11 protein-coding genes and 1 tRNA gene are annotated in these 12,290 nt (G+C 70.7%); 3 read left to right on the forward strand and 9 right to left on the reverse strand.

Annotated elements, in window-relative coordinates; all coding sequences use genetic code 11:
• Positions 1 to 394 precede the first annotated feature (394 nt).
• Positions 395 to 468 (reverse strand) — tRNA-Met (locus ABT034_RS34915).
• 45 nt (positions 469 to 513) lie between these two features.
• A complete protein-coding gene (locus tag ABT034_RS34920) occupies positions 514 to 3,414 on the reverse strand; it encodes a UPF0182 family membrane protein (protein ID WP_351221144.1) in 2,901 nt (966 codons plus the stop codon).
• Positions 3,415 to 3,549: 135 nt separating this feature from the next.
• On the opposite strand from ABT034_RS34920, the gene ABT034_RS34925 reads away from it, so the two are divergent.
• Positions 3,550 to 4,101: a PPA1309 family protein gene (locus tag ABT034_RS34925; RefSeq protein WP_209496718.1), complete on the forward strand. Its 552-nt coding sequence runs from the start codon at positions 3,550 to 3,552 to the stop codon at positions 4,099 to 4,101.
• An 81-nt stretch (positions 4,102 to 4,182) separates the two neighbouring features.
• Here ABT034_RS34925 and ABT034_RS34930 read toward each other — a convergent pair whose 3' ends face one another.
• The 4 genes from ABT034_RS34930 to ABT034_RS34945 all read right to left on the reverse strand — a co-directional run bounded on the left by ABT034_RS34930 (position 4,183) and on the right by ABT034_RS34945 (position 7,446).
• Positions 4,183 to 5,271: a YlbL family protein gene (locus tag ABT034_RS34930; RefSeq protein ID WP_351221136.1), complete on the reverse strand. Its 1,089-nt coding sequence runs from the start codon at positions 5,269 to 5,271 to the stop codon at positions 4,183 to 4,185.
• 68 nt (positions 5,272 to 5,339) lie between these two features.
• Positions 5,340 to 5,570 carry a hypothetical protein gene (locus ABT034_RS34935; RefSeq protein ID WP_351221137.1) on the reverse strand — a complete coding sequence of 77 codons (231 nt, stop codon included), beginning with the start codon at positions 5,568 to 5,570 and terminating at the stop codon, positions 5,340 to 5,342.
• A 189-nt stretch (positions 5,571 to 5,759) separates the two neighbouring features.
• A complete protein-coding gene (locus ABT034_RS34940; protein WP_351221138.1) occupies positions 5,760 to 6,221 on the reverse strand; it encodes a molybdenum cofactor biosynthesis protein MoaE in 462 nt (153 codons plus the stop codon).
• A gap of 115 nt (positions 6,222 to 6,336) precedes the next feature.
• Positions 6,337 to 7,446 (reverse strand): SDR family oxidoreductase, encoded by a 1,110-nt coding sequence (locus ABT034_RS34945; protein WP_351221139.1) that lies wholly within the window; start codon positions 7,444 to 7,446, stop codon positions 6,337 to 6,339.
• 214 nt (positions 7,447 to 7,660) lie between these two features.
• On the opposite strand from ABT034_RS34945, the gene ABT034_RS34950 reads away from it, so the two are divergent.
• Together ABT034_RS34950 and ABT034_RS34955 are read left to right on the forward strand one after the other, a co-directional pair.
• The gene (locus ABT034_RS34950; protein ID WP_351221140.1) at positions 7,661 to 9,106 is read left to right on the forward strand and encodes a zinc-dependent metalloprotease; all 1,446 of its coding nucleotides are present in this window, start codon (positions 7,661 to 7,663) and stop codon (positions 9,104 to 9,106) included.
• On the forward strand, positions 9,103 to 9,624 hold the full coding sequence (locus ABT034_RS34955; RefSeq protein WP_351221141.1) for an NUDIX hydrolase: 522 nt from the start codon (positions 9,103 to 9,105) through the stop codon (positions 9,622 to 9,624). Before ABT034_RS34950 ends, ABT034_RS34955 begins: the two co-directional genes overlap by 4 nt.
• Before the next feature lie 59 nt (positions 9,625 to 9,683).
• Here ABT034_RS34955 and ABT034_RS34960 read toward each other — a convergent pair whose 3' ends face one another.
• The 3 genes from ABT034_RS34960 to ABT034_RS34970 form a co-directional block, all read right to left on the reverse strand.
• Complete coding sequence (locus ABT034_RS34960; RefSeq protein ID WP_351221142.1) at positions 9,684 to 10,439, reverse strand: AIM24 family protein; 756 nt, start codon at positions 10,437 to 10,439, stop codon at positions 9,684 to 9,686.
• Positions 10,440 to 10,458: 19 nt separating this feature from the next.
• Positions 10,459 to 11,139, reverse strand: coding sequence for an AIM24 family protein (locus ABT034_RS34965; RefSeq protein WP_351221143.1), 681 nt, complete (start codon positions 11,137 to 11,139; stop codon positions 10,459 to 10,461).
• A gap of 14 nt (positions 11,140 to 11,153) precedes the next feature.
• Positions 11,154 to 12,290: AIM24 family protein (locus ABT034_RS34970; RefSeq protein ID WP_502973113.1), on the reverse strand; the 1,137-nt coding region annotated here is incomplete at its 5' end.

A 12,290-nucleotide genomic window follows, 5' to 3' on the forward strand; every position in this document is an offset into this window, starting at 1 on the left:
CGAAGACGTCGTCCTGCCCGAGCCGGTTGATGATGCCGGCGGCCGGAAGGACGGCGATCGGGAGCTGGAGGCTGCGGCCCATCTTCTGGAGCCCCACTGCCTCGATGATCTCGTCCGCGGCGTTCCTGGCGTGCCGCTGCACAAACCGCCCTGTCTCCAACAGAGTTGCCCTGTCCCCCATAAATACCATCGTCGCACCACCCGCAACCCGAGCACACCTGGTATACCGCAGCCAGTGAGGTCACTCAGCGTTTTGTCGACATGCCCACAGAGAGACAAGTCAAACACGACTCACGCCAACTCGCCCCTTCCCTACCGCTCTTCGGGCTCCCCGTGCACGCCGACACACGACGAGGGCCCGGATCCTTATGGATCCGGGCCCTCGTCCTCTGAGTAGCGGGGACAGGATTTGAACCTGCGACCTCTGGGTTATGAGCCCAGCGAGCTACCGAGCTGCTCCACCCCGCGTCGGTGAACCAACAGTACCACGGACGCGGGGTGGAAAACCTCAGGTCAGCCGCCTGATCCAGTCGCCTTGAGCTTCGCTCCGGCTTCCGCGGCCTTCTGGAGCGCCGCCTGGAGCTCGTCCTGGGCCTTGCCGTACGCGGTCCAGTCACCCTTCTGCAGAGCCGCCTGGCCCGCGTCGTACGCCTTCTGCGCGTCCGCGATCGCCTGCTTCAGAGCGGCGTCGTTCGACACCGGCGGCGGCGTGGTGCCCGGCGGGTCCGTGGGCGAGGTGGGCGGCGGTGTGGTGGGCGCCTCCACCCCGAAGACCGCGTTGAGCGCCAGGGTGAGGTTGTCCTCGAACACCGTGGTGTCCTTGGTCGTGTCACCGTCCGGCTGGTCCGCGTCCACGTACGACACCGCGACCTTCTTCAGGAGCGGGTAGAGCGCGTTGCGTCCCTGGGCGTACACCGGCTCCACGTACAGGAAACCGCCGTCGAGCGGGACGGTCAGCAGGTTGCCGTACTGGATGTCGGAGTCGGCGCCCTTCATGTCCCGGACGAACGTGGCGACCGAGGGCAGACCGTTGAGCTTGCTCTGCACCTGGGCCGGGCCCGGCACGTCCTCGGTGACCCGCAGCAGTCTCAGCCGGCCGTACTCCTTGCTGGTGGCGTCGGCGTCGACCGCCATGAAGCCGCCCAGGTTGGGCCGCCCGCTCGGCGTGAACGTCGTCGTCAGCGAGAAGCGCTGCGCCGAGTCCCCGGGCATCTTCATGCTCAGGTAGTACGGCGGGACCGCGTTGCCGTCCTTGTTGGTCGGGTCGTCCGGCACCTGCCAGGCGTCCGAACCGCTGTAGAACTGCGCGGGGTCGGTGACGTGGTAGCGGGTCAGCAGCTCGCGCTGGACCTTGAACATGTCCTGCGGGTAGCGCAGGTGCTCAAGGAGGTCGCCCTTGATCTCGGACTTCGGCTTGACCGTGTCCGGGAAGGCCTTCATCCAGGTCTTGAGGACCGGGTCCTGGGTGTCCCACTCGTAGAGCGTGACCGTGCCGTCGTACGCGTCGACGGTGGCCTTCACCGAGTTGCGGATGTAGTTGACCTGGTTCTGCTGGGCGACCACCGCGCGCTGCTGGTTGCCGACGGTCAGCGAGTCGGCCGTCGTGTCGCCGAGCGTGGTGCGCGAGGCGTACGGGTAGCCGTTGGTCGTCGTGTAGGCGTCGATGATCCACTGGATCTTGCCGTTCACGACCGCCGGGTAGGCGTCGCCGTCGATGGTCAGCCAGGGTGCGACGGCCTCGACGCGCTCCTTGGGGGTGCGGTTGTAGAGGATCCGCGAACCCTCGCCGATGGCCCCCGAGTAGAGGATCTGCGGCTCGCTGAACGCCACCGCGTACGCGGCGCGGTTGAAGGTGCTGGAGAGGTTGACCCCGCTCTTGCCCTCGTAGCTGGTGGTCTTCTCGCCGTTCTCCTCGTAGTCCAGCTCCTTCTGCGGGCCGCCCACGATCGAGTACTGGTCGGTCTTCTCGCCGTAGTAGATCCGCTGCTGGTACGGCCCGAGGGTCCCGGTGGTCGGCAGGCCGGCCTCGGTGAAGACCGGGGAGCCGTTGGCGTCCGTCTGCGTACCCGACGCCATGATCGCGCCGTAGCCGTGGGTGTACGTGAAGTGGTCGTTGATCCAGTTGCGCTTCGGGATGCCCTTGATGTTGAGCTCGCGCAGACCGACGACGGTGTCCTTGCCCTGGTAGCGGTCCACGTCCAGGGTCGTCGGGAACTGGTAGTACTTCCGCTTCTGCTCCAGCTGCTGGAACGTCGGCGACACGATGTTCGGGTCGAGGACGCGGTAGCCGGCCGCCGAGTCGGCGTCGGTGCGCAGCTGGTCCTTGGCCTTCACCGTCGACTTGCCCGAGTAGTTCTCGGGCTTCGTCCCGTCGATCGCGTACGCCTTGCGGGTCGCGTCGATGTTCTTCTGGATGTACGGCGCTTCCTTGGCCTGCTCGTTCGGCTGGACCTGGAACTTCTGCACGATGGCCGGGTAGAGGCCGCCGATCAGGACCGCGGAGAGCACCATCAGGCCGAAGCCGATCACCGGCAGCTGCCAGGTGCGGCGCCAGAGCGTCGCGAAGAACAGCACGGCGCAGATCGCGGCGATGCAGAACAGGATGGTCTTCGCCGGCAGGTACGCGTTGGCGTCGACGTACCGCAGACCCGTCCAGTTGCCGGTGGCCTTGAAGTCGCTGGACTTCACGGCCAGGCCGTACCGGTCGAGCCAGTACGCCACGGCCTTCAGCGACACGAAGACGCCGAGCAGCACCGAGAGGTGACCGGTGGCGGCGGCGGTCGCCCGCGCGCCCGGGCTGGTGACCCGGAGCCCGCCGTACAGGTAGTGCGTGAGCGCGGCGGCGATCAGCGACAGGACGGCGGCGGCGAAGCCGAACGCGAGCAGGAAGCGGTACCAGGGCAGGTCGAAGGCGTAGAACGACACGTCGAGCCCGAACTGCGGGTCCTTCTGGCCGAACTTCACACCGTTGACCCACATCAGCCAGGTGCGCCACTGGCCGGAGGCGGAGGCGCCGGCGATCAGCGCCACCAGGGCGGTGACCGCGAGCAGCACCCACTTCTTGAACGGGGCGAGACCCATCCGGTACCGGTCGAGACTCTGCTGCTCCAGCGACATCGCGCTGAGCGGCGGCCGCAGCCGGTACGCCAGCCAGATGTTCAGGCCGACGGCGAGCCCCATCAGCAGACCGAAGACGGCGAACAGGCCGACCTTGGTCCACAGCGTGGTGGTGAACACGGTTGAGTACTTGACCGAGCGGTACCAGAGCCAGTCCGTCCAGAACCCGGCGAACATCACGAACGCCATGGCCAGAACGGCGAGCACGCCGAGTGTCATGAGCAGGGTACGGGCCCGCCGGGACGGCCGGCCGACTCTCATCCTTGGCCCGGTCGGGCCTCCGCCGCGGTCCGGCATCTGGAAAGCCAACGTGCGCCCCTCGATGTTGATGCGTCTGAAAGCAGGCCCCGCGATCGTAGAGCCCACTGGTGCAACTTACTGAGGCTTTACCTAGTTCCCGTGTTCCGGGGTGGAGGAGGCAGGATGTTGGTCATGTCCAACGTTTCCCCCTCCGGCCCGGCGATGGCCGCGAGCCCCCTCACCCGCGCGGTGCTCGAGATCGACGAGTACGCCGCGGGCCTCGGCTGGGACCAGCCGGCCCGCCTGTTCGCCCTGGTCGACACCGCACGGCTGCGCGCCAAGGAACCCGCGCTCGCCTCCCAGCTGGGCCTGGGTGACGATGCCACCGCCTACACCCCGATCGAGCAGGACAAGCTGCCGCGCGGGAAGCCCCTCGACGAGTTCCTCGGCACGATCGCCTGGCCCGCGGGCGTGGCCGGCTGCGCCATGACGGTGGAACGGCTCATGCTGCCCCCGTCGGCGGAGGCCCAGGTCCCGCAGGGCCTGAACGAGAAGCAGCTCGCCAAGTGGGTGGCCGCCCACCCGGACCGGCAGGAGGTACGGATGACCGTGGCGGTGCTGCGCGGCGGCGCCCGCGAGGCGGCGATCCGGCTGCGCGAGAAGGACACGGCGACCGAGGTCCTGACGGGCCCCGACCTGGTGCCGGGCCTCGCCGAGGCGCTGACGGCGACGTTCGAGTCCTGACCCGCCCTCGTACGGGAAGGGGCGCCCTGGACGTGTCGACCTGGGCGCCCCTTCGGCGTGTCTCCGTGCTTTCCGGGCTTCTCAGCTCTTGGAGCAGCTCGGCAGGGACTTCGTGTCGCCCTTGCGGAGCTTCTCCAACGACTTCGTGGCGTCGTCGATGGTGTCCACCTTGACGAGGGTGAGCCCCTCGGGGATGTCGGCCGCGGCGGTCTCGCAGTTGTCGGCCGGGGTGAGGAAGTACTCCGCGCCGGCGTTCCGCGCGCCGACGAGCTTCATCTCGATACCGCCGATCGGGCCGACCGCGCCGGCGTCGTCGATGGTGCCGGTGCCGGCCACGAACCGGCCGCCGGTGAGGCTGTCCGGGGTGAGCTTGTCGACGATGCCGAGGGCGAACATCAGCCCGGCGCTGGGGCCTCCGACATCGGCCAGGTTGATGTCGATCGTGAACGGGAACACGTGGTCGGTGCCGGCCTGGATGCCGACGACGGCCCGGTCGCCCTCCTCCGACGTGGTGGTCGTGATGACCACCTTCCGGGTAGCGGTCGGCTCCTTGCGGGCCTTCTCGGCGGCGGCCGCCTCCTTGGCGGGGACGATCGTGAACTCGACGTCCTGGCCGGGCTTCCGCTTGACGACCTGCTCGGCGACGTCGGCCTGCGCGGCGATCGGCACCCCGTCGACAGCCTTGATCACGTCCCCGGCGTGCAGCTTGCCCTCGGAGGGCGAACCCTTGACCACCGTGCCGACGACCACCCGGGAGACCACCGGGATCCCCAGCTCCTTGAGCGCGGCCACCTTGGCGCTCTCCTGCGACTGGGTGAACTCCTCGGCGTTCTCCTGGCTCGACTGCTCCTCGGTCTTGCCGTCCGGGTAGAGCGTGTCGTGCGGCACCACCACGTTGTCGTGGGCCAGCCAGCCGTACACCGCCTCGACGGCGTTCATCTTGTAGTCCGCGCTGGTGACCCGGACCGTCGTCATGTTGAGGTGCCCGTCGGTCGGGTACGTCTTGCGTCCCGAGATGTGCAGGACGGGCTCTCCCCTGGCCTCGCCGAGGGTGTTCACCGTGGGGCCGGGGCTCATCTCCGCGTACGGCACCGGGATCAGAACGCCCGCGATGAGCAGGCAGATCAGGACCAGGGTGGAGGCGAGCATCGTCGCGGTGCGGCGTGGCATGGAACGACAGTACGGGACTCGTCTACGGGTGCACCCGTGGGGCGGGTCCGTATGAGCAGGGGCCGGAGTCAGCTCGACGGCGAGGTGGTGACCCCGCCGGCGGCGGCGGCCGGTTCACGCTCGAGCCGAGCGGAATCGGGGGTCGTGGTGTGGGAGCGTTCCATCGCGTCCCGGAAACGTGCGTAGCCGGCGAGTTCGGCCACGTCACCTATCGTCTTGTTCCGCGAAGCCCAGCTTCCCCATATCGCCGCGCCGACGACTGCGAAAAGCGGAATCAGCAACCAGGCCAGTGCTGCCATGTCGACCTCCCATCCCCAGTGAGTTGATCCGCAGACTGTGTCATCTGTGAGGTCAACGCTCGCGCGTGGGGGCCGGTTACGCAAATCGGGCGTTCGGCTACGGGGTGTCGGCGGGTCGGCTTGCGCCTCAGCAGGCGCCCACCCTCCCCCAGCCTCCGGCCGGGGGGACCCCCAGCAAGGGGCGGAGGCTCAACAAGCGCCTACCCACTCCTCGGTGCCGTCCGAGAAGGTCTGGTGTTTCCAGATGGGGACCTCGTGCTTGAGGTCGTCGATGAGCTTGCGGCAGGCCTCGAAGGCCTCTCCGCGGTGCGGGCAGGAGACGGCGACGACGACCGCGAGGTCACCCACGCGGAGATCGCCCACGCGGTGCACGGCGGCAAGCGCGCGCACCGGGTAGTCGGCGACGACCTTCTCCGCGACCCGGCGCATCTCCGCCTCGGCCGTGGGGTGGCAGGAGTAGCCCAGCGCGTCGACGTCGGCGCCGCCGTCGTGGTTGCGCACGGTGCCCACGAAGAGCGTCGTACCGCCGGAGGCGTCGTCGCCGACCGCCTGGAAGACCTCGTCGAGGGAGAGCGGGGTCTCCCGGATCGCGAGGAGCTTGATCGGATCGGCGGCGGCCTGCTCGCCGGGGTGGTCAGACGTCGGTGCCATGCGTCCATCGTGCCGTACGCGCGCGTGATCCCGGAATAGCGGTTTCGACCGGCGGACGGCGCCGCCTGTAGGAGGGTCCTACAGACGGCTCCCCAGGCAGCTGCCGCCGACCTGGTCAGATGCCGCGCCGCTTCCGCATCTGGCGGACGAGCGCCGCCGTACCGAGCAGCGCCACCGTCGCGCCCGCCGCGCCGGCCGCCGTGGCGTCCTTGCGGCCCAGGCGGCGGCCGGCGACCGTGTGCCGGCCCTGGACCTCCTCCAGGAGCGCCGCGAGGACCTCCTCGTTCGTCCACTTCGGCCGCCAGCCGGCGTCGTGCAGCCGCCCCACACTCACCACCCAGGGGTGCATCGTGTAGGCGAGGTCGCCCGCCGGGGACGGGGTGAGCCCGATGCGGTGGAGGCGGGCCGCCGCGCCGAGGGCGACGGCGGAGGGCAGCTCCATGCGCCGGACCCCGGAGAGCTCCTCGACCTCCTCCTGCTCCAGCCAGCCCTCGCAGCCGACCGCGAACTCCCCGTCGACCTTCTCGAGAGCCGCGTACTCCAGGGCGCTGACCAGGTCCTCGACATGGCAGAACTGCCAGGTCGGCCGGGACCCGGCGACGACGAGCAGCCGGGGCGACTCGAAGTAGCGGGTCAGCGCCGTGTCCGTACCGCCGACGAGGACGGCCGGGCGGACGACGGTGACGTGGAGGCCGGGGTGCGCGCGGGGCGCCCGGCGGCCGAGGCGCTCGATCTCCAGCATGTCGCCCACGCCGGTGGCCTCCGCGGTGGCCCTGAGCTCGGCGTCCTCGGAGAGCGGGATGTCGTTGTCGGGCAGGGCGCCGTAGACCATCGCGGAGGTGCAGAGCACCACCCGGTGGACGCCGGCGGCCGCCGCGGCGGTCAGCACGGTCTGCGTGCCGCGCACGTTGTAGGCCGTCCGGGCCGCGGAGTCGGTCTCCAGGTCGAGATCGACGGCGAGGTGCACGACCACGTCCGCGCCGCGCAGCTTCTCCGCGATGGCCGGATCGCGCACGTCGAGGATGTGCCACTGCGCCTCGGCGACCTCACCCCGGCGCTCGTCGATCGCGACGACCTTCTTGATCTCGTCGGAGGCGGCGAGGCGCCTGGTCAGCAGGTCACCGACGCCGGACGCGGCGCCGGTGACCGCGACGACGGGGCCGCGCGCGGCGGAGCGGGTCGAGTGGTTTCGCGCTCCGCGAACCTGAGGATCTGGGGAACTCACCGGGCGTCTCCAGCGGTTGTCTTCAGTACGTACGCGCATGACGCGTACGGACCAGGTGGCGTCCATCCTGCCGCAGGGCACGGCCCGGCGGAGCACCGAGCCCATTTCCGGCCCGGATGTCTACGCTGGTGGTGTGTATGGGCCCGTCCGGACGGGCCGTGGTCGGGCAGTCGCCGTCGGCAGAGGCCGGCGGCCCGAAGAGCCGAGGAAACCTGTGAGTGACACCCCATTCGGATTCGGCCTTCCGCCGGAGGAGCCGGAGGACGGCGACGAAGGCAAGAAGAAGGACCCCGCCGGAGGTGGCCAGGGGTCCGGTGGCCAGGGCGGCAACCCGTTCGGGGCGAACCCGTTCGGTTTCGGCGGGCTGCCCGGCATGGGCGGGCTTGGCGGTCAGGGCGGAGCGGACAACCCGTTCGCGGCGATGTTCAGCTCGCTGAACCCCAACGACCTGGGTGCGGCCTTCCAGCAGCTCGGCCAGATGCTGAGCTACGAGGGCGGTCCCGTGAACTGGGACATGGCCAAGCAGATCGCGCGCCAGGTGGTGGCCCAGGGCACCGCCGACGGCACCAAGGACGCCAGCGTGGGCTCGGCGGAGAAGTCCGCGGTCGAGGAGGCCGTGCGCCTCGCCGACCTGTGGCTCGACCAGGTCACCTCGCTGCCCTCCGGGGCGAACACGGCGGTGGCGTGGAGCCGCGCCGAGTGGGTCGAGGCGACGCTGCCCGCGTGGCAGCAGCTGGTGGACCCGGTCGCGGAGCGGGTCGGCGCGGCGATGGGCGACGTCCTGCCGGAGGAGATGCAGGCCATGGCCGGCCCGCTGATCGGCATGATGCGCTCCATGGGCGGCGCCATGTTCGGCCAGCAGATCGGGCAGGCCGTGGGCGCGCTCGCCGGTGAGGTCGTCGGGTCGACCGACGTCGGGCTGCCGCTCGGCCCCGCCAACCGTGCCGCGCTGCTGCCGCTGAACATCGAGGCGTTCGGCAAGGACCTGGGCGTGCCCTCGGACGAGGTGCGGCTCTACCTGGCCCTGCGCGAGGCCGCCCATCAGCGTCTCTTCGCGCACGTGCCGTGGCTGCGGGCGCACCTCTTCGGCGCGGTCGAGGGGTACGCGCGCGGGATCAAGGTCGACACCTCGAAGCTGGAGGAGGCGGTGGGCCAGCTCGACCCGACGCACCCGGAGCAGCTTCAGGAGGCGCTCCAGCAGGGCATGTTCCAGCCGGAGGACACCCCGCAGCAGAAGGCGGCCCTGGCCCGTCTGGAGACGGCGCTCGCGCTGGTCGAGGGCTGGGTGGACGCGGTGGTCCACGAGGCCGCCAAGTCGCGGCTGACCTCGGCGGACGCGCTGCGCGAGACGCTGCGCAGGCGCCGGGCCTCGGGCGGTCCCGCCGAGCAGACGTTCGCGACCCTGATCGGTCTGGAGCTGCGTCCGCGGCGGCTGCGGGACGCGGCGCGCCTGTGGGCCTCGCTGACGGACGCGCGCGGGATCGACGGCCGGGACGGCCTGTGGGAGCACCCGGACATGCTGCCGACGGCGACGGACCTGGACGACCCGGACGGCTTCGTGCACCGCGAGCACCTCGACTTCTCCGAGCTGGACAAGATGCTCGGTGAGGCGGCGAAGGGCGACACCCCGGAGGACGGGGCCGGGGACGGCAAGGAGTGAGCCTCCACGACGACGCGGTCCTCGTACTGAAGGAGTACGGGGGCCAGGAGGAGCTCCGGCAGCTGTATCTGGATCATCTGGACGCCCATCCCGACGGCATGTACAAGCCGTGCGGGGCCGGTCATCTCACCAGCAGCGCGCTGGTGGTCGATCCGGAGGGGGGCCGGGTGCTCCTGACCCTGCACCGGAAGCTGGGCATGTGGCTGCAGATGGGCGGCCACTGCGAGCCGGGCGACGCGACGGTGGAGGCGGCCGCGCTGCGGGAGGCGACGGAGGAGTCGGGGATCGCGGGCCTGAGCCTGCTGCCGGGCGGTCCGGTGCGGCTCGACCGGCATCCGATCCCGGCGCCCTGCCACTGGCATCTGGACGTGCAGTACGCGGCGCTCGCGCCGGCCGGAGCGGTGGCGGAGATCAGCGAGGAGTCGCTCGACCTGCGCTGGTTCGCGTACGAGGAGGTGGCGGGCGTGGCGGACACGTCCGTGGTCCGGCTCCTGGAGAGCACGCTCGCCCGGCTGTAGCGGGACATGAGGAGAAGGGGCGGTCGCCGACGCGACCGCCCCTTGTCCGTGCCCGGTGCTCAGTTCCAGGCGTTGTTCTGGTTCTGCGCGTGGGAGCCGTGCTGTCCGGCGCCGAACTGGGCGGCGACGCCCTGCCCGATGGCCGCGTGCTGCGGGGGCATGACCTCGCTGGGCTGGACGAGCGCGAAGCCCTGGCCGAGGAAGCTGAGTTCCCAACCCTCGCCGGTGCTGCCGCGACGGCTGCGGACGCTGGAGTTGTGCGTCTGCGCCTGCATCTGGACGCGGAGTCCGGTGGACCAGGCGACGATCGCGTCCGCGTCGACACTGACGTACTTGTCGGGCGTGACCAGCATCATCAGCGGCTGCCCCGAGGTCATCAGGGCGACCTTGCCGCGGCCGGAGATGTTGAGCTGGTACTTGCCGGAGCCGGAGATGCCGTACTGGCTGTCGACGGCGATGACCTCGGTGTTGAGGGTCGAGTCGAGCGCCAGGACGTACGCGCTGTCGACGGTCAGGCCCTCCTGCTCGACCTCCACGACGTGGACGTACTGGGCGAGGTTGGCGAAGTAGACCGTGCCCTGTCCGGAGCAGCGCATCAGGTCGAGGCCCTCACCGGTGCGGGCCTGGGCCCGCCGCTGGCTCGGGGTCTTGTACTCGCCGTCGAAGTCGACGAGCCCCTGGTACGCGACCATGGCGCCCTTGCGGGCGAGGATGTCGTCCTGCCCGGTGAGGCTGACCCGCAGGAGCTGCGGGTTCTGGAGGACGTACCGCTCCTGGCTCTGCTGTTCGGCGTGGTTGAAAAGCGGGCTCTGCATGGTGTGTTCTCGCTTCCCCTCAGCCCCGGATCCGCAGGCGGTCGGTGCTGTCCTCGCTCGGCTGTACGACGACGATGCCCTGTCCGGAGAAGGCCATCTGGAATGCCTCGCCGCTGCCCCGCCCGATGAGGGAGGACGCCTTGAAGCTGCGCTTGCCCTTGACCTTGAGCGACGGCGACCAGGCGACGAGCGCGTCGGGGTCGACGTACGTCTCGTCGTCGCCGCGGCCGCAGTCGACGACGATCGGCGTGCCGCGCGAGGTCAGCGCGACCCAGCCGGTGCCCGCGATCTCCACGTTGAACAGGCCCTGGCCGGCGAACTTGGCGAGGCCCTTGACCTGCTCGACGCCCCACTGGAGGTGGGCGTCGAAGGCGAGCAGGTTGGTGCCGTTGACCGAGATCGAGTCGTTCTGGAGGTTGATCACGACGACGTCGGCGCCGTAGTCCGCGAGGTAGAGCAGTCCGTCGCCGGAGCACTTCATGATCGGCGCGCCCTCGCCGGTGGCCCACTGCTTGGCGACCTGGCGGGCGGCGGGCGGGTTGGGCTCGTAGGTGATGTACCCCTCGTAGGAGACCATCGAGCCGGTCCTGGCGTAGAGGTCCTGGCCGGAGGCCATGGCCACCTTGAGCATGGTGCGGCCGTGGTTCTCCATCCGGGCCGCGACGGGGGTCGGGGCGTAGCCCGCGAGTTGCTGGTTCATGACTTCGGGCTCCCTCAGACCTCGTAGGGCTGGACGACGATGAAGTTGCCGGGGGCGCCCCGGAACTGGAGGTTCACCGTCTCTCCGCTGTGGCCGGGGTAGGCGTTGCGCCGGAGCCGGACCTGGCTGGAGAGGATGACCTGGGACGCGGACGACCAGGCGACGACGGCGTTGCAGTCGGCGAAGGTCGTCGGCGTGACGGGCAGCACCACGGGAATGCCGTGGGTCTTCACGACGACGGTGCCGGTGCCCTGGAACTGCATGGTGAACAGGGCGCCGCCGGGGATGCCGTGGCCCTCGATGCGCCGCACCTCGTACTGAAGGGACTCGTCGAACGCGAGGACGTTCTCGGCGGAGACGCAGATGCCGTCGCCCTGGAGCTCGATCGGGTGCAGATGGGCGCCCTCCTCGGCGAGGAAGAGCTGACCGCGGCCGGTGCAGCGCATCAACTGCATCTCCTGGCCGGTGGCGTTGCCGACGATCCGGCCCGCGAAGCCCGCGCCCTTGTGGGAGAAGTCGACCTTGCCCTGGTACATGACCATGGCGCCCTGCCGGGCGAGGACGGGGGTGCCGCCCATGGCGAGGTCGACCCGCATGAGCTGCTGGTTCTGCGGGGTCCAGCGGACGCCGGTGGCGGTCTCCTTGTACGGCGCGAGCGCGGCCGCGAGTCCCGGGCCGGTCGCCGGGGCGCCCTGCGGGACGCCGGGCTGCTGCCCGTACGGCGGCGGCTGCTGCCCGTACGGGGCGGGGGCGGCCTGCCCGTACGGCGCCTGCGGCGGCTGGCCCTGGCCCGGGTAGGGACCGGGGGCCTGGCCCGGAACCTGCCCGGGGTACTGGCCGGGCGGCTGGCCCGGGACCTGGCCGTACTGCGGCGGCTGCGGCGGCTGTCCGTACGGGCCGGGGGCCGCCGGGGCCGGGGCGGGCGGCGGGACCGGCGCGGGCGCCACCGGGGCCACCATCGTCGGCGCGGTGTGCACCGGCTGCGCGGGCGGGGGCGCCTGCGGCGCGCCGAACGCGGGCGCGGGGGCCGCGGGTGCGGGCGCGCCGAAGGCCGGCGCGGGATCCGTGCCGCCGCTCACTGCGGGATCCTCACCTTCAGGCCCGCGCGGAGCTTCGGGCCGCTGACCTCCACCATGCCCTCGGCGAAGAGG

Source organism: Streptomyces sp. NPDC002773 (assembly GCF_040295605.1).
Classification (GTDB): Bacteria; Actinomycetota; Actinomycetes; order Streptomycetales; family Streptomycetaceae; genus Streptomyces.